The sequence below is a fragment of the Shinella pollutisoli genome, from assembly GCF_024609765.1.
Lineage (GTDB): Bacteria > Pseudomonadota > Alphaproteobacteria > Rhizobiales > Rhizobiaceae > Shinella > Shinella pollutisoli.
Map to the genome: position 1 here is coordinate 24,659 of NZ_JANFDG010000018.1, position 17,148 is coordinate 41,806.

The following is a 17,148-nucleotide window of genomic DNA, read 5'->3' on the forward strand; positions in this document are numbered from 1 at the left end:
CAACATATTTGTGCGATGCACAATAAAGCGGGTTGCCGTTAACCCTGCCGGCCGAAAGCGCCGGGCGGCCGCGGGTCGCTGCTGGACCGTCGGGGCGGCCACCGCTATTAATAAAGCGTTAATCGCGCGATACCGCCGGAAGCCAGACCCGCAGGCCTGAACATGTCCGCCAAGCAGTACCCCTTTATCGACGTCGCCGTCCACGAGCGGGTACGCGCGCCCTTCGCCAGGGGGGAAGCGGTCGTCCTGTTTTCCAGGGACATGGCGCGCGTGCTGTGGTCGAACGGGCGGGGTGCTGCGCTCTTCGGCCACGACAGCATCTACGATTTCCTCGACGCCGGCCCGGACACCGGCGACGTCGCCTTCCGCCAGCTTTCCGCCACGGCGCGCCAGGCGCAGGCGCCGGGCGAAAGGCGCACCCTCCTGATGCGCATCGGCAGCGGCTTCCGCAGCGTTCCGGTGAACGCGACGGTCGAATGCGTCACCATCCGCCCCGGCGACGAGGCGATCCTGTTCAGCGCGCCGGTGGCCGCGGAGAGCCTTACGCGGGAGACGGTGGCGAGGGCCATGCTGTCCGGCTTCGACGATCCCGACACGCACATGGCGGTGCTCGACGGCGAGGGCGGCATCATCGCCGCCTCGGAGGGCTTCGACAGCCTCGCCATCACGCCCGAGACGCGGCGCATGCTCGTCAACGCCGCCGGCCGCAGCGCCGACTGGCTGGTCAAGCGGCCCATCCCCACCGGCCTGGGCCACCTGCCCGCCGCCATCGGCCGCGTCGCCGCCGACCCGGCCCTGCACCTGCTCTTCGCCGTCGAGACCATCCTCGGCCACCTCGATCCCGACGGGGACGAGGAGGAGTCCGCCCCGGCGGCGGAAGACGAGACGGCCGACGCAGACGCCGTTCCCGCCGAAGCCGAGGCCGCCGCGGAGGAGATCGCACCCGCCGGGGAATTCGAGCCGATCGAGGAAAAGGCGCCGGCCGACGATGTGGACGAGCCCGCGAAAGAGAACGCGGAATACGCCGTCGAGCCGGAGGAGCCGGCCGCGGAGGAGAGCGTCGCGGAACATGCTGCTCCTCCGGTCGCCGCCGGCGGTTTCGCCTTCAACCGGCAGGGCCGGCCGGTCCGCTTCGTCTGGAAGATCGACGCGGAGGGCCGCTTCAGCGAGATCTCCGAGGAATTCGCCATGGCCGTCGGGCCGCATGCGGCGGCGATCGCCGGCGAGCGCTTCGTCGATGTCGCCACCCGCTTCGGCCTCGATCCGGACGGCAAGATCGCCGACCTGCTCGGCCGTCGCGACACCTGGTCGGGCAAGACGATCCTCTGGCCGGTCGAGGGCACGAACCTCGCCGTGCCCGTCGACCTCGCCGCCCTGCCGACCTATTCGCGCAACCGCGACTTCGACGGCTTCCGCGGCTTCGGCATCGTGCGCATCGCCGACGCCGTCGAGGACCCGGCCGCCCACGGGCTGGCTCTCGGCGAGACGGACGAGCCGGCAGGGGAGACCGCGGCCACACCCGATGACGGGCCCGCAGCGGAGCCGGCCGCCGGCCACGCGCCCGAAGCGGAAACAGGCCCCTCCCCGGCCGAACCCGACGGCAGCGAGCAGGATGCCTTCCGCGGCGAGCGGCCGGCGCTGCGGCTGGTCGAGACGCCGGTGCGCCGCCAGTCCGACAAGATCGTGCAGCTCGAGGCGCGGCGCGGACGCGGCATCTTCGAGGGGCTTTCCAGCGGCGAGCAGGCCGCCTTCCGCGAGATCGCCCGCCAGCTCGGCGAGACCTTCGGCAAGCGCAAGCCGGAAGACCTTCCGCCGTCCGAAGAAACGACCGAGGAAGCCGGCACGCCGCTCGACGCCGAGACGGAGATGCCCGGCCTCGAGGTCGGCCCGCATGCCGACGACCTGCCGCCCGAAAGCATGGCCGAGGAGAGAAACGACGACAGGAGCGACGAGCGCACCGCCATCGCCCCGCCGCGCACGCAGATGGACTACGGCCTCACCGCGACCGTGGTCGACGCGCTGCCCGTCGCCCTGCTCGTCCATGTCGGCGACCGGCTGATCCACGCCAATCCGGAATTCTTCCGCCTCACCGGCTATACGACGCTCGAGGACCTTGAAGCTTCCGGCGGGCTCGACGTGCTGCTCGACGGTCCCGCGGCCGGCGAAGGTGGCGGCACGATCGCGCTGCGCCATGCCGACGGCGAGAGCACGAGCCCGGTCACCGCCCGCCTGCAGTCGATCCGCTGGGAGGACGGCAGCGCGCTGATGCTGGCGCTGACGCCCGCACCGGAAAAGGCCGCCGAACCACCGGCCGAGCCGGAAACGGCGGCGGAAGAGCGCAATGCCGAGCAGGCTGCGCTCTCGGCACTGCGCATCGAGGCGGGCGAGCTGCGCTCGATCCTCGAAACGGCGACGGACGGCGTCGTGGTCGTCGGCCAGGACGGCATCATCCGCTCGATGAACCGCTCGGCGAGCGCGCTCTTCAACTACGACGAGGAGGAGATCCGCGGCCGCCCCTTCGCGCTGCTCTTCGCGCATGAGAGCCAGAAGGCCGTGCTCGACTATCTTTCCGGCCTGTCCGGCCACGGCGTGGCGAGCGTGCTCAACGACGGGCGCGAGGTGATCGGCCGCGAGGCCTCCGGCGGCTTCATCCCGCTGTTCATGACGATGGGGCGGCTTTCCTCGTCTTCCGGCTACTGCGCGGTGATCCGCGACATCACCCAGTGGAAGCGCACCGAGGAGGAACTGCGCAACGCCAAGCGTGCCGCCGAGACGGCCAATGCCCACAAGAGCGACTTCCTCGCCCGCGTCAGCCACGAGATCCGCACGCCGCTCAACGCCATCATCGGCTTCTCCGACATGATGGCGACCGAGCGCTTCGGGCCGATCGGCCATCCGCGCTACGTCGAATATGCCAACGACATCGGCCGCTCCGGCCGCCACGTGCTCGACATCGTCAACGACCTGCTCGACATCTCGAAGATCGAGGCGGGCGAGATGGACCTCGACTTCACCGCCGTCGGCCTCAACGAAACCGTCTCCGAGGCCGTGTCGCTGGTGCAGCCGCAGGCGAACGCCCAGCGTGTCATCATCCGCACCTCGCTTGCCGGCAACGTGCCGCAGGTCGTGGCGGACCTGCGCTCGATCAAGCAGATCGCCCTCAACATCCTGTCGAACGCCATCCGCTTCACGCCGTCCGGCGGGCAGATCGTCGTCTCGACGGCCTACGAGGCGAACGGCAGCGTAGTGCTCCGCATCCGCGACACCGGCATCGGCATGACCCGCTCCGAGCTGGAACAGGCGATGAAGCCGTTCCGCCAGGTGACGACCGGCACGACGCGCAAGCGCGGCGACGGCACCGGCCTCGGCCTGCCGCTGACCAAGGCCATGGTCGACGCCAACCGCGCGACCTTCTCGATCAGTTCGACGCCGAACGAGGGCACGCTGGTCGAGGTCACCTTCCCTTCGCCGCGCGTGTTGGCAGATTGAGCCGATTGGTCTAGACCGGGTGAACGAGGGCAACGCATGCGGATGCCCCCTCATCCGGCTGCCGCCACCTTCTCCCCGATGGGGAGAAAGGGGCATGCCGTCACCTCTCCGTTCCCACCTCTTCCCCACGGGGAAAGGGTCGCCGAGCGAAGCGGAGGCGGGGTAAGGGGGAGCCGCGTATGCGGTCGTCCATCAAAGGGCTCCTTTCCAGGGTGACAGATTGCAGGTATTTGCCAGAAGTATCGCGGGACGGCCCCTCGCCCTTCGCTCCGGCACCCGCCGCCACCCGGTGCTGACCGGCACCGCCGTGCTCTCGGCGGCGATCGTGCTCATGCCGATCGTCGCCATCGTCGTCATCGCCGCCACCGGCGGGACGGGCAACTGGCCGCACCTCGTCAGCAACGTCATCCCGCGAGCGACCTCGCGCACGCTCCTCCTGCTTGCCGGCGTCGGCGCGGCCACCGCCGTCACCGGCGTCGTCACGGCCTGGCTGGTGGCGAGCTGCGACTTCCCGCTGCGCCGGCTCGCCTCCGGCCTGCTCGTGCTGCCGCTCGCCATCCCCTCCTATCTCGGCGCCTACGCCTTCGCGGAATTCTTCTCCTTCACCGGCCCCGTGCAGACCGCCTACCGCAGCCTGTTCGGCTTCCAGACGAGCCGCGACTACTGGTTCCCGGAGGTGCGTACGACCGGCGGGGCCGTGCTGGTGCTGGCGAGCGTGCTCTATCCTTACGTCTATCTCTCCGCCCGCTCGATGTTCCTGATGCAGGGACGGGCGGCGGCCGACGTGGCGCGCACGCTGGGTGCCTCGCCGCTGCGCGTCTTCGCCCGCGTGCAGATCCCGATGGCGCGGCCGGCGATCATGGTCGGCCTGACGCTCGTCGCCATGGAGACGCTGAACGACATCGGCGCGGTGGAATATCTCGGTGTCCAGACGCTCACCTTCTCGATCTTCGACACCTGGCTCAACCGCGGCAGCCTCGCCGGTGCGGCGCAGATCGCCTGCATCATGCTCGTCTTCGTCGTGCTGCTGATGGTCGTCGAGCGCCGGGCGCGGCGACGCCAGCGCTTCGCCAGCCAGAAGACGACGGCGGCCGTCTCGGATTCCGTGCGGCTAAAGCTCTCCGGCTGGAAGAAATGGGCGGCGACGCTCGCCTGCCTGACGCCGCCCGTCATCGGCTTCGCCGTGCCCGTGCTGGTGCTCGGCGGCTACGCCGCGCGGCGGCTGGAGCAGTTCGCCTCCACCCGGCTCGTCTCGGCTCTCTGGAACAGCGTGCTCGTCTCGGCCTCGGCGGCGGCGATCGCCGTCGGCCTCGCCTTCGTGCTCGCCTATGCCGCCCGCACCACCCGCTCGAAGGCGACGGCAGCGGCAAGCCGGCTCGCCTCCTTCGGCTACGGCGTGCCGGGCACGGTGCTCGCCATGGGCGTGCTGATCCCGCTCGCCAAGTTCGACAACGCGCTCGACGCCTTCCTGCGGGCGGAATTCGGCGTCTCCACCGGTCTCCTGCTCTCCGGCACGGGTTTCGCCATCATCTATGCCTGCACGGTGCGCTTCCTCACCATGGCGGAGGGTACCGTCGACGCCGGCTTCCACAAGCTCTCGCCGCATCTCGACATGGCCGCCCGCACGCTCGGGCGCACCAGCAGCCAGACGCTCTGGAGCGTGCTGATGCCGATGATGCGGCCGGCGACGCTGACGGCGGCGCTCCTCGTCTTCATCGAGAGCATGAAGGAGCTTTCGGCGACGATCATGCTGAGGCCGTTCAACTTCAACACGCTGGCGACGCTGGTCTACGAGGACGCCTCGCGGGCGAAGGTGGAGGACGCCTCGGTGCCGGCCGTCATCATCGTCGCGGCGGGCCTGATCCCGGTCTTCCTCGTCTCCCGCTCCCTGGACAAGAGCGGCGCTGACCGAAGGTAAAAAAGAGGGCGGCCGAAGCCGCCCCGATAGTTTGAATGCTGTCCAACAAAAGCGAGATGAACGGCTTCATGCCATCGGGGTCGGAGACCGGACCACCCTTCATCGGGCGTGCTCAAGTTGGTACGACCTTGCACCATTGCGGATTAACAATTCCTTACCCGTCCGGTTCCGGGACAGGCGGCGCATTCACGACTTCGCAAACTTGGTTAACGCGCCGCCTTCCGGCGGCCTCAGGATTTGAGCACGGCAAGATCGGCGAAGAGATCGAGCGCTTCCGGATTGGCGAGCGCCTCCTTGTTCTTCACCGGCCGGCCGTGCACGACCTCGCGCACCGCGAGCTCGACGATCTTGCCGGACTTGGTGCGCGGGATGTCGGCCACCTGGACGATCTTCGCCGGCACGTGGCGCGGCGAGGCGCCGGTGCGGATCTTCGTCCTGATCGTCTTCTCCAGCGCCTCGTCCAAGACCTTGCCGGCAGGCAGGCGCACGAAGAGGACGATGCGCACGTCGTCGTCCCACTCCTGGCCGATGCAGAGCGCCTCCGCCACCTCCTCGAGCTGTTCCACCTGATTGTAGATCTCCGCCGTGCCGATGCGCACCCCACCGGGGTTGAGCGTCGCGTCGGAGCGGCCGTGGATGACGATACCGCCGTGCTCCGTCCATTCGGCGAAGTCGCCGTGGCACCAGACATTGTCGAAGCGCTCGAAATAGGCGGCGCGATATTTCGCCCCGTCCGGATCGTTCCAGAACATGACCGGCATGGAGGGAAAGGCCTTCGCGCAGACGAGCTCGCCCTTCTCGCCGCGGACCGGCCGGCCTTCCTCGTCCCAGACGTCGACGGCGAGCCCGAGGCCCGGCCCCTGGATCTCGCCGCGCCAGACCGGCTTCAGCGGGATGCCGAGCACGAAGCAGGAGACGATGTCGGTGCCGCCGGAGATGGAGGCGAGCTGCACGTCCGGCTTGATGCCCTCGTAGACGAAATCGAAGCCCTCCGGCGACAGCGGCGAGCCGGTCGAGGTCACGAGGCGCAGGTGCGAGAGATCGTGGGTGGTGCGTGGCGTGAAGCCGCCCTTGCGCACCGCGTCGATATATTTGGCCGAGGTGCCGAAGACGGCGAACGTCTCGGCCTCGGCATAGTCGAACAGCACGTTGCCGTCCGGATGGAAGGGCGAGCCGTCGTAGAGGCAGAGCGTGGCGCCGACCGCTAGCCCCGAGACCAGCCAGTTCCACATCATCCAGCCGCAGGTGGTGAAGTAGAACAGCCGCTCGCCCGGAACGAGGCCGCAGTGCAGCCGGTGCTCCTTCAGGTGCTGCAGCAGCGTGCCGCCGGCCGAATGCACGATGCATTTCGGCACGCCCGTCGTGCCGGAGGAAAACAGGATATAGAGCGGATGGCGGAAGGGAAGCCGCCTGAAGGCGAGCGGCTTCTCCTCGTATGCCGCAAGGACCGCATCCAGCGTGCGCCCGTCCGGCAGGGAGGCGGCAAGCGCCTCCGCATCGCCCGCATAGTGCACCACGAGCACCGGCGCGCCGAGCTTGCCCGCCACCGCCCGCACCTTCTCCGACACGTCCTGGAGCCTGCCGGCATACCAGTAGCCGTCGCAGGCGACGAAGAGCTTCGGCTCGATCTGGCCGAAGCGGTCGAGCACGCCCTGCTCGCCGAAATCGGGTGAACAGGAGGACCAGATGGCGCCGAGGGAGGCGGCGGCCAGCATGCAGGCGATCGTCTCCGGCAGGTTCGGCATCATGGCGGCGACGCGGTCGCCCTCGCCGACGCCCATCGCCGCGAAGGCCTGCTGCAGCTTCGAGACGCGGGCGCGCAGCTCGTCCCAGGACCAGCGGCAGGAGACCTTGTCCTCGCCGCGGAAGACGAGCGCATCGCCGGCGCCCGCGATCTTGAGGAGATTTTCCGCGAAGTTGAGCGTTCCCTCGGGGAAGAAGCGGGCCTGAAGCATGCTCTCGCCGTTCTCCAGCGCCACGCCGCCCCTTTCGCCGATCACGCCGCCGTCCTCCCAGACGGCGTTCCAGAAATCGGCGCGTTCGGCCACCGACCAGGCATGCAGGTCGTCGTAGGAGGCGAAGTGGCGTCCGTGACGCGCGCCGCAGGCCTTCATGAACCGGGCCATCGGGCTGTTTTCCAGCGTATCGGCCGAGGGCTCCCAAAGCGGTTTGTCTGTCATGCATTCCTCCACTGCAATGGCATTCCTATATCATGTTGCGGCGCGGCATAAAGCGCCGCTAGCCGCATCGCGTCGCGCTCCGGCGCAATTGCGCAAGGCAGCCATTTGATTTCTTCCGGCCGAGCGCCTATCCCCTAGCGCAAGACCATACGAACGCTTCCGATCGGAGGGGCGCGCCGGAATGAACCTTTTCCGTTTCATTCGCCCGGGACAGCTGGCGGGCGGACTTCTCGCCGTCGTCTGCGTGGCGCTCGCCGTGCGCGCCGCCATGCCCTTCCTCGTGCGCACCGACATGGTCGGCAAGGCGATCGAGGAATCCCTGGAAGCCTGGATCGGCGCGGACGTCGTCATCGGCGAGGCGCCGGATTTCGCCTTCTGGCCCTATCCCCGCGTCACGCTGGATGCCGTGCGCATCATCGCGGATACCGGCGAGGAGCTCGCCCGCATCGAGACGATCTCGGCGGGCTTCGATCTCCTCGGCGCCGTGCGCGGCCGGCCGGCCTTCGGCGATTTCGAGCTGATGCGCCCCGTCCTCCATGTCGGCTGGAACGCGGACGGCACGCTCAACTGGCGGCGCGGCGGATGGCTGAGCGAGGCGATCGACACCGTCGCCGCCACGCCCGACGGCGCGACCCCCGCGCTCGGGCACGAGCGCTTCGGCAGCGCCAAGGTCGTCGACGGCATCGTGACGATCGCCCGCGGGGCGGACGGCGAGGCCTACCGCATTTCCGACATCAACGGCAGCGTGAACTGGCCGCTGATCGGCAAGCGGCTCGATCTCGACCTGACCGGCGTCGCCGGCGGCGAGGTGGCGCGCTGGACCTTCGCCTGCGACCGGCCGCTGGCGCTTCTTGCCGGCCGCAACGCCCCGGTGCGCGCGAAACTCTCCTCCGATCCCGCGACCGTCGATTTCGACGGCCTCGCCAACCTGTCCGGCAACGCCTTCGTCTCCGGCCGGCTGCATCTGTCGACGCCTTCGCTCGACCGGCTGCTCTTCTGGCAGGGCAAGCACATTCCGGCGGCCGATGCGGTCGGCCAGGTCGACGCCGAGGCGAACGTCACGACGGCGGGCTATTCCGCCAAGCTGGAGGACCTCCGGCTCGGGCTGGAGAACGCCCAGGCGACCGGGGTGCTCGACATCGCCATGCCCCCGGACGGCAAGCCGCAGGTCGGCGGTACGCTCGCCTTCGACCGGATAGACCTCAAGGCCTTCCTCTCCGCCTTCACCCCGCTTCCCGACGCCGGCGAGGCGGGTGCGGGCATCGATACGGCCTTCATGCGCCAGTTCGGGCTCGACCTCCGGCTTTCCGCGAAAAGCGCCGACTTCGCCCCCTTCTCGCTGCGTGATCTCGCCGCCGGCATCAGGATCGAGAACGGCCGCGCTTCCTTCGACGTCGGCGACAGCACCTTCATGGACGGCACCATGTCGGGCCGCATCATGCTCACGGAAGAGGGGTTTCGCGGCGGTGGGCAGCTGCGCATGTCGCTTGCCAACGTCGACATCGGCGGCATCGTCGAGACGCTGGCGCTGCCGGGGCCGCTGCCGGTCGGCCGCGGATCGGCGGAGTTCGAGCTCTCCACCGACCGGCCGCTCTGGGCCACCACCGCATCCGACCTCTCCGGCCAGTTCCGCCTGCGCATGGGCGCCGGCACGCTCACCCATTTCGACGCGCAGGCCTTCGAGGCGCTGGTGGAGAAGAACGCCTTCTTCAACATCTCGCAGGCGTCCGGCGGATCGTTCGACTTCACGCGCGCCGAGGTCGACGCGCGGCTCGACAAGGGACTGGCGGAGCTGACCAAGGCCGAGATCGAAGGCGGCGGCAGGACCCTGTCGGTCTCCGGCATGATCCCCTACCGCACGGGGAGCGTCGCGCTCGCCGGCACGATCGCCGTCACCGGGCAGGACGGCGGCACGGCGCCGCCGCCCACCGGCTTCTTCGCCGGCGGCTCCTGGCCCGAGCCGGTGATCTCGCCGCTCTCCGTCCTGACCGGGCGGGGAGGCAACTAGCTCACCGGCCGGCGAAGGCCGCCTGCTCGTCGCGCAGGCGCTGCACCTCGCGCCGCTTCGTCAGGATCGAGGCGACGAGCACGCCGACGGCGACGAGGCCGATCAGGATCGTGCAGGCCGCGTTGATCTCCGGCGTCACGCCGAGGCGGACCTGGCTGTAGATCTTCATCGGCAGCGTGGTGGCGCCGGGGCCGGACGTGAAGCTGGCGATGACGAGGTCGTCGAGCGAGAGCGTGAGCGCCAGCATCCAGCCCGACAGCACCGCCGGCGCGATCACCGGCAGCGTCACCTCGAAGAAGGTGCGCACGGGCGTCGCGCCGAGGTCCATCGCCGCCTCCTCGATGGAGCGGTCGAAGGAGAGGAGGCGCGACTGCACCACCACCGTCACGAAGCACATCGAGAAGGTGATGTGGGCGAGCGTCACCGTCCAGAAGCCGCGGTCGAAGCCGATGGCGACGAAGAGGAGCAGCAGCGACAGGCCGGTGATGACCTCGGGCATGACGAGCGGCGCATAGACCATGCCGGAGAAGAGCAGCCGGCCGCGGAAGCGCGTGTAGCGCGTCAGCGCCAGCGCCGCCATGGTGCCGAGCACCGTCGCCACGGAGGCGGCGAGCAGCGCCACGCGGATCGTCACCCAGGCCGCGTCGATGAGGCCCTGGTTGCGGAAGAGCGAGGCGTACCATTTGGTCGAGAAGCCGGCCCAGACCGTCACCAGCTTCGATTCGTTGAACGAGAAGACCACCAGCAGCACGATCGGCAGGTAGAGGAAGGCGAAGCCGAGCACCACGGAGGCGATGTTGAAACGGGACCAGGTCTGCATGGTCTATCTCCCCTGCTCTTCGGCTTTGGCCTGCGCGTTCTGGAAGAACACGATCGGCACGACGAGGATCAGGAGCAGGATCGTCGCCACGGCGGCCGAGACGGGCCAGTCGCGGTTGGCGTTGAACTCGTTCCACAGCGTCTTGCCGATCATCAGCGTCTGCGATCCGCCGAGCAGGTCGGGGATGACGAACTCGCCGACGGCCGGGATGAAGACGAGCATGCAGCCGGCGACGACGCCCGGGATCGACAGCGGGAACGTCACCTTCCAGAAGGCCGTGATCGGCGGGCAGCCGAGATCCTGCGCCGCCTCGATCAGCGAATGGTCCATCTTCTCCAGCGCCGAATAGATCGGCAGCACCATGAAGGGCAGGTAGGAATAGACGATGCCGATATAGATCGCCCAGTTGGTGTTGATGATGATCAGCGGGCTGTCGATGATGCCGATGCCGAGGAGGAACTGGTTGAGCAGCCCCTCTGGCTTGAGGATGGCGATCCAGGCATAGACACGGATCAGGAAGCTCGTCCAGAACGGCAGGATGACGAGCATCAGCAGCGTCGGCCTGAGCGACCGCGGCGCCTGCGCCATGCCGTAGGCGATCGGATAGCCGATGACGAGCGTGAGGATCGTCGAGACGGCGGCGATCCACAGACTCGACAGATAGGCGTTGATGTAGAGCGCGTCCTCCGTCAGCCAGACGAAGTTGTCGAAATGCAGCTCGCCGAGCTTCGCCCACAGGCCGGAAAGACCGTCGGCGAGCGCGAAGACCGGTTCGTAGGGCGGTTGCGCGATCGCGGTCGTGGAGAGCGAGATGCGGAAGACGATGAAGAAGGGGATGAGGAAGAAGAACAGCAGCCAGGCATAGGGAATGATGATGACGAGGCGGCTGAAGATCGCGGAGCCGAGCTTTGCCATCGCTTCAATCCTTCAGGACGACGCCGGCGGTCTCGCCGAAGGAGACCCACACGCGCTCGTCATAGGCGATCGGGTCCTCGACCTCGCGCTGCGCGTTGAGCATGGAGGCCTTCACCACCTTGCCGCTGTCGAGCTTGACGTGGAAGACGGTCATGTCACCGAGATAGCCGATGTCCCAGATCTCGCCCTGGGCGGCGTTGACCGAGGCGTCCGCGGGGGCGGCGCGCGTGACCTTCAGCTTCTCAGGGCGGATGGCGAAGCCGGCGGCGCTGCCCGTCGCCGGACCGTTGCCCGTCACGGTGCGCACCGTGAAGCCGTCCCTGGCGGCGAGCTCGATCTTGCCGTTGCCGCTGGCGGAGACCGTGCCGTCGAGGATGTTCACGTCGCCGATGAAGTCGGCGACGAAGCGCGAGTTGGGCGCCTCGTAGATTTCCGCGGGTGTGGCGACCTGGATGACCTTGCCGTGGCTCATCACCGCGATGCGGTCGGCCATGGTCATCGCCTCCTCCTGGTCGTGGGTGACGACGACGAAGGTCAGCCCGAGCTCCTGCTGCAGATCCATCAGCTCGAACTGCGTCTCCTCGCGCAGCTTCTTGTCGAGGGCGCCGAGCGGCTCGTCGAGGAGCAGCACCTTCGGCCGCTTGGCGAGCGAGCGGGCGAGCGCCACGCGCTGGCGCTGGCCGCCGGAGAGCTGGTGCGGCTTGCGCTTGGCGAACTGCTCCAGCTTCACGAGCTTGAGCATCTGCGCCACGCGCTCGGCGATCTCGGCCTTCGGCATGCCGTCCTGGCGCAGGCCGAAGCCGATGTTGCTCTCCACCGTCATGTGCGGGAACAGCGCGTAGGACTGGAACATCATGTTGACCGGCCGGCGGTAGGGCGGGATGCCGGCGATATCCTGGCCGTCGAGGATGATCTCGCCGGAGGTCGGCCGCTCGAAGCCAGCCAGCATGCGTAAGAGCGTGGACTTGCCGCAGCCCGACGCGCCGAGCAGCGCGAAGAATTCGCGGTGGTAGATGTCGAGGGTGAGATCGTCGACGGCGGTGAAGTCGCCGAACCTCTTCGTGACGTTGCGGAACGTTATGAACGGTTTTGCGTCCGGATCCGTCCAAGGCGCGAAGGAGCGACGGATATTGCCGAGAGATTTCATTGCCTGTCCCCATCTCTTCTTTGGCAGAGCAGTTCCGGCAAGGCGCGAAGCGGTTTGCGTCCCGGAAGTGCGAAACGGAATGCCCTAATGAAATTGCCCGGAAGAGGCTTCCGGGCAATCCGCCTTGGTCCGTTACTGGCCGGTCACGACCCGGGTCCAGGTGCGTGTGAACAGGCGCTGCGTCTTGGCGTCCAGCGTCGTGTTGGTGAAGAGCTTGGCGAGCGTCTCCTCGTTCGGATAGATCGCCGGGTCGTTGAGGATCTCCGGATCGAGCAGCTCCTGCGAGGCCTTGTTGCCGTTGGCGTAGTGGACGTAGTCCGACGACTTGGCGATGACGTCCGGGCGCATGATGTAATTCAGGAAGGCGTGCGCTTCCTCGACATGCGGTGCATCGGCGGGGATCGCCATCTGGTCGAACCACATCTGCGTGCCTTCCTTCGGGATGGCGTAACCGACCTCGACGCCGTTGCCGGCCTCTTCCGCGCGGTCGCTCGCCTGGAAGATGTCGCCCGACCAGCCGACCGCCGCGCAGATGTCGCCGTTGGCAAGGCCGTTGATGAACTCGGAGGAGTGGAACTTGCGGACGTGCGGGCGCACCTTCAGCAGCGCTTCCTCCGCCTTGGCGATGTCGTCCGGCTCGTGGCTGTCGGGATTGAGGCCGAGATAGGCGAGCACGACCGGGATCATGTCGGTCGGGGAATCGAGGAAGTTGATGCCGCAATCGGCGAGCTTGGCGGCGTATTCGGGATCGAAGACCACCTTCCAGCTGTCGATCTCGTCCGTGCCGAGGGCTTCCTTCACCTTGGCCTTGTTGTAGCCGATGCCGATGGTGCCCCACATGTAGTTGATCGAATATTCGTTGCCGGGATCGAACGGCTGCATGCGTTCGCTCACCATGTCCCACATGTTGGAAAGGTTCGGCAGCTTCGACTTGTCGAGCTTCTGGTAGACGCCCGCCGAAATCTGGCGCTGCAGGAAGGTGTTGGTCGGCACGACGACGTCGTAGCCGGTGCCGCCGGCCAAAAGCTTCGTTTCCAGGATCTCGTTGGAATCGTAGACGTCGTAGACGACCTTGATGCCGGTTTCCTTCGTGAAGTCATCGATGATCGAGGCGTCGATATAATCCGACCAGTTATAGACGTTGACGACCTTTTCCTGCGCGGACACGCCGCCGGCCGCCAAGAGCGCGCCAGCCGCAACCGCCGCCATAAGAGTGCGTCTTCTCATTGATTTATCTCCCAGTTTTCTCACGTGCTTTGAGATCGCATAAAGAACAGTGGCCGATTATGGTCGTTTTTCAAGGCGCGACAAGGTTCATTATACACCGTTCATGACGGATTTTTTGATATCACATTATTTCCCTTTCCATCACATTTGAAACGGCAACGCTGACGGAAATCAAGCGGAAATTCACTGGAAGTCGAAAAGACTGAGGCCCGCGACCATTTCGTCGAGGCCGAGCGGGCGCGTCACCGGCGGCTCGGCGCGGGCAAGACAGCCCTGGCGCTCGCAGAGGCGACAGGCCGTGCCGACGGCGACGGTCGCATCGCGCCGGAGCCCGTCGGCATAGACGGTCTCCTCCGCATGGGCCGCATCGCAGCCGAGAAGGAGCGCCGTGCGCCGCACGCGCTCGGAAAAGACGCCCTGCGGCCCTTCCAGCGTGCGCGCGACGGTGAGGAAGGCCGCTCCGTCCGGCATCTCGACGCGATCGACGAGAATCTGGCCGGGCTGCGAGAAGGCGGCATGGACGCCGAGCTTCGGACAGCCGCCGCCGAAACGGGCCTGCGGGAAGCCCTGCGCGCCGGCGCGGCGGAAGCGGTGGCCGGCATTGTCGACCTCCAGCAGGAAGAACGGTATTCCGGCGCGGCCCGGCCGCTGCAGCATCGTCAGCCGGTTCGCCGCCTGCTCGTAGGAGACGTCGAAGCGGGCGCGCAGGACGTCGACGTCGTAGCGGGCGCGCTGCGCCGTCGCGTAAAAAGCTTCGTAGGGCATCATCAGCGCGTGGGCGGCGTAGCGGGCGAGCTCGAAGCGGGCGATGCGCCGCGCCTCGGCGGTGGAGAAGGCAAGTGCGTCGAGCTCGGCGAATATCTCCTCCTGCAGGGCGATCTGCACGGCCTCCATCGCCACCTCGCGCAGCCTGTCGAAGGGCGACAGGCGCCCCGACAGGAAGAGGCGCATGGAATGGCGGTCGAAGCGGCGGCGCAGCGTCGGCATGGCATGGACCGGCAGCGCGCGCACGACGACGCCGTGCTCCCGGCGCAGCCACGCCTTCAGCGCCGCGGCGAGGTCGTCGCCCGGCTCCAGCGCCGCATGGAAGCGCTCCGCCGCCTCGTCGATGCGGCCGAAATAGTTGGGCCGGCCCTCCAGCCTGCCGCGCACCTCGTCCATCGGCATGAGCGTCGCCGGCAGCGCGGTGGCGTGGCCCTCGCGGGCGAGCAGGTCGGCGAGATCGGTGAGGCGGGCGGCCTGCTCGCGATAGGCGCGGTAGAGCTTTAGGATACCGCTCGCCACGTTCGGCGCCGCGTCGGCGATCTCGACCAATTCATGGTCGCCCGGCAGCTCGCCGGCAAGCAGCGGATCGGCGAAGACCTCGCGCAGCTGCCGCGCATTGCCGGCGCTCTCGCCCTGCAGCTCGTCGAGGTCGACCTTGTAGACGGAGGCGAGGCGCAGCAGGAGCTGCACGGTCAGCGGCCGCTGGTTGCGCTCGATGAGGTTGAGATAGGACGGCGAGATCGACAGGCCTTCGGCCATCGCTGTCTGGGTGAGGCCGAGCGTGTTGCGGATGCGCCGCACCTTCGGGCCGGCAAAGATCTTGTTCTCCGCCATATGTCAAATCCTTTACAGCGCCGGCCCGGGAGATGGATTTACAGAATTTACTTTTTTACAGAGCCGACCTGTCAAAGGCAAGACATCGTTACCCGATTATCCCGCTGATTTTCCGCTTTCTCCTCGTCTTATTGTGCGCTGCGATGTAAATACTGTCACATGAAATCGGGCAGCAAGACACATCGAAGCTCGATCCCGGACACCGCATTGGAGGATGATATGACAGATTTTTACAAACTCGTTCCGAACGCGCCGCAAGGCCGTTTCGACGGCATCGAGCGCCCCTATGCGGCCGAGACGGTCGAGCGGCTGCGCGGCTCGGTCCAGATCAGGTACACGCTCGCCGAGAACGGCGCGAACCGGCTGTGGAAGCTGATCCACGAGGAGGACTTCGTCAACGCGCTCGGCGCACTCTCGGGCAACCAGGCCATGCAGATGGTCCGCGCCGGGCTGAAGGCGATCTACCTCTCCGGCTGGCAGGTCGCCGCAGACGCCAACACGGCGTCGGCCATGTATCCCGACCAGTCGCTCTATCCGGCGAATGCCGCGCCCGAGCTTGCCAAACGCATCAACCGCACGCTGCAGCGCGCCGACCAGATCGAGACGGCGGAAGGAAACGGCCTTTCTGTCGACACCTGGTTCGCGCCGATCATCGCCGATGCGGAGGCCGGCTTCGGCGGCCCGCTCAACGCCTTCGAGATCATGAAGGCCTTCATCGAGGCGGGTGCCGCCGGCGTCCACTTCGAGGACCAGCTCGCCTCGGAGAAGAAGTGCGGCCATCTCGGCGGCAAGGTGCTGATCCCGACCGCGGCGCATATCCGCAACCTCAACGCCGCGCGGCTCGCCGCCGACGTCATGGGCGTGCCGACGCTGATCATCGCCCGCACCGACGCGGAGGCCGCCAAGCTTCTGACCTCCGACATCGACGAGCGCGACCAGCCCTTCGTCGATCAGGACAAGGGCCGCACGGTCGAGGGCTTCTACAACGTCAAGAACGGCATCGAGCCCTGCATTGCGCGTGCCATCGCCTATGCGCCGCATTGCGACCTGATCTGGATGGAAACGGGCAAGCCCGACCTCGATCAGGCCCGCAAGTTCGCCGAGGCCGTGCACAAGGCGCATCCGGGCAAGCTGCTCGCCTACAATTGCTCGCCCTCGTTCAACTGGAAGAAGAACCTGGACGACGCGACGATCGCCAGGTTCCAGCGCGAGCTGGGCGCGATGGGCTACAAGTTCCAGTTCATCACGCTCGCCGGCTTCCACCAGCTGAACTACGGCATGTTCGAGCTCGCCCGCGGCTACAAGGACCGGCAGATGGCCGCCTATTCGGAGCTGCAGGAGGCGGAATTCGCCGCCGAGGTCAACGGCTACACCGCCACCAAGCACCAGCGCGAGGTCGGCACCGGCTATTTCGACGCCGTGTCGCTCGCCATCACCGGCGGCCAGTCCTCGACCACCGCCATGAAGGAATCGACCGAGCACGAGCAGTTCCGCCCGGCCGCCGAATAAGCCCCGACGTCCACCATCAAGAACCCCGATCAAAAGAGGAGAAATGCCATGACAGTCCAGACCCGCGTCAAGGAACGGGCGGAGGAACAGTCCTCCGCCATGACCCCCGACCAGCAGGCGATGATCCGCATGGTCGCCAACGACCTGCACCGGCTCAACCAGTCCGTCATGAAGGCGGTCGAGGCCGGCGTCTCGGTGGAGCTCGTCCGCTCCGCCCGCCATCACGGCGGCGAGGGCAACTGGGGCGACCTGCTGATCCCGGTGATCGTGACGCAGGGCCGCGGCTGACGGCACTTTCCCATCGCCATGAAGGAGCCCCGGCGTCCCCTGCGCAGG

General features: G+C 67.4%; 11 protein-coding genes. 5 read left to right on the forward strand and 6 right to left on the reverse strand.

Going from position 1 to position 17,148, the window contains the following annotated elements:
- The first annotated feature begins 162 nt into the window (after positions 1 to 162).
- Positions 163 to 3,489 carry a sensor histidine kinase gene (locus tag NNZ72_RS15420; protein WP_257316258.1) on the forward strand — a complete coding sequence of 1,109 codons (3,327 nt, stop codon included), beginning with the start codon at positions 163 to 165 and terminating at the stop codon, positions 3,487 to 3,489.
- A gap of 331 nt (positions 3,490 to 3,820) precedes the next feature.
- Positions 3,821 to 5,407, forward strand: coding sequence for an ABC transporter permease (locus tag NNZ72_RS15425; RefSeq protein WP_257316351.1), 1,587 nt, complete (start codon positions 3,821 to 3,823; stop codon positions 5,405 to 5,407).
- A gap of 230 nt (positions 5,408 to 5,637) precedes the next feature.
- Here the strand turns inward: NNZ72_RS15425 and NNZ72_RS15430 are convergent, their stop codons facing one another.
- Positions 5,638 to 7,587: an acetoacetate--CoA ligase gene (locus NNZ72_RS15430; protein ID WP_257316259.1), complete on the reverse strand. Its 1,950-nt coding sequence runs from the start codon at positions 7,585 to 7,587 to the stop codon at positions 5,638 to 5,640.
- Positions 7,588 to 7,768: 181 nt separating this feature from the next.
- Here NNZ72_RS15430 and NNZ72_RS15435 point away from each other — a divergent pair, with 181 nt between their 5' ends.
- Positions 7,769 to 9,595: an AsmA family protein gene (locus tag NNZ72_RS15435; protein ID WP_257316262.1), complete on the forward strand. Its 1,827-nt coding sequence runs from the start codon at positions 7,769 to 7,771 to the stop codon at positions 9,593 to 9,595.
- A 1-nt stretch (position 9,596) separates the two neighbouring features.
- Here the strand turns inward: NNZ72_RS15435 and NNZ72_RS15440 are convergent, their stop codons facing one another.
- From NNZ72_RS15440 to NNZ72_RS15460, 5 genes are all read right to left on the reverse strand, one after another.
- Positions 9,597 to 10,415 (reverse strand): ABC transporter permease subunit, encoded by an 819-nt coding sequence (locus NNZ72_RS15440; protein ID WP_257316263.1) that lies wholly within the window; start codon positions 10,413 to 10,415, stop codon positions 9,597 to 9,599.
- Between the two features lie 3 nt (positions 10,416 to 10,418).
- Positions 10,419 to 11,330: an ABC transporter permease subunit gene (locus tag NNZ72_RS15445; protein WP_257316264.1), complete on the reverse strand. Its 912-nt coding sequence runs from the start codon at positions 11,328 to 11,330 to the stop codon at positions 10,419 to 10,421.
- Positions 11,331 to 11,334: 4 nt separating this feature from the next.
- Entirely contained in the window at positions 11,335 to 12,477 is a 1,143-nt protein-coding gene (locus NNZ72_RS15450; RefSeq protein WP_257316265.1) for an ABC transporter ATP-binding protein, read from the reverse strand.
- A 132-nt stretch (positions 12,478 to 12,609) separates the two neighbouring features.
- Entirely contained in the window at positions 12,610 to 13,686 is a 1,077-nt protein-coding gene (locus NNZ72_RS15455) for a polyamine ABC transporter substrate-binding protein (RefSeq protein ID WP_306766329.1), read from the reverse strand.
- Positions 13,687 to 13,887: 201 nt separating this feature from the next.
- The gene (locus tag NNZ72_RS15460; RefSeq protein ID WP_257316267.1) at positions 13,888 to 15,303 is read right to left on the reverse strand and encodes a helix-turn-helix domain-containing protein; all 1,416 of its coding nucleotides are present in this window, start codon (positions 15,301 to 15,303) and stop codon (positions 13,888 to 13,890) included.
- 219 nt (positions 15,304 to 15,522) lie between these two features.
- Here NNZ72_RS15460 and aceA point away from each other — a divergent pair, with 219 nt between their 5' ends.
- On the forward strand, positions 15,523 to 16,812 hold the full coding sequence (aceA, locus tag NNZ72_RS15465) for an isocitrate lyase (RefSeq protein ID WP_257316268.1): 1,290 nt from the start codon (positions 15,523 to 15,525) through the stop codon (positions 16,810 to 16,812).
- 48 nt (positions 16,813 to 16,860) lie between these two features.
- Positions 16,861 to 17,100, forward strand: coding sequence for an SMc00767 family acetate metabolism repressor (locus NNZ72_RS15470; protein WP_257316269.1), 240 nt, complete (start codon positions 16,861 to 16,863; stop codon positions 17,098 to 17,100).
- Positions 17,101 to 17,148: the final 48 nt, after the last annotated feature.

Bases quoted from the DNA above. Each gene is read 5' to 3' on its own strand.
- NNZ72_RS15470 (WP_257316269.1), top strand. From the start codon at position 16,861: ATGACAGTCCAGACCCGCGTCAAGGAACGGGCGGAGGAACAGTCCTCC.
- NNZ72_RS15450 (WP_257316265.1), bottom strand. From the start codon at position 12,477: ATGAAATCTCTCGGCAATATCCGTCGCTCCTTCGCGCCTTGGACGGAT.
- NNZ72_RS15425 (WP_257316351.1), top strand. From the start codon at position 3,821: ATGCCGATCGTCGCCATCGTCGTCATCGCCGCCACCGGCGGGACGGGC.
- NNZ72_RS15445 (WP_257316264.1), bottom strand. From the start codon at position 11,330: ATGGCAAAGCTCGGCTCCGCGATCTTCAGCCGCCTCGTCATCATCATT.
- NNZ72_RS15430 (WP_257316259.1), bottom strand. From the start codon at position 7,587: ATGACAGACAAACCGCTTTGGGAGCCCTCGGCCGATACGCTGGAAAAC.
- NNZ72_RS15455 (WP_306766329.1), bottom strand. From the start codon at position 13,686: ATGGCGGCGGTTGCGGCTGGCGCGCTCTTGGCGGCCGGCGGCGTGTCC.
- NNZ72_RS15440 (WP_257316263.1), bottom strand. From the start codon at position 10,415: ATGCAGACCTGGTCCCGTTTCAACATCGCCTCCGTGGTGCTCGGCTTC.
- NNZ72_RS15420 (WP_257316258.1), top strand. From the start codon at position 163: ATGTCCGCCAAGCAGTACCCCTTTATCGACGTCGCCGTCCACGAGCGG.
- NNZ72_RS15460 (WP_257316267.1), bottom strand. From the start codon at position 15,303: ATGGCGGAGAACAAGATCTTTGCCGGCCCGAAGGTGCGGCGCATCCGC.
- aceA (WP_257316268.1), top strand. From the start codon at position 15,523: ATGACAGATTTTTACAAACTCGTTCCGAACGCGCCGCAAGGCCGTTTC.
- NNZ72_RS15435 (WP_257316262.1), top strand. From the start codon at position 7,769: ATGAACCTTTTCCGTTTCATTCGCCCGGGACAGCTGGCGGGCGGACTT.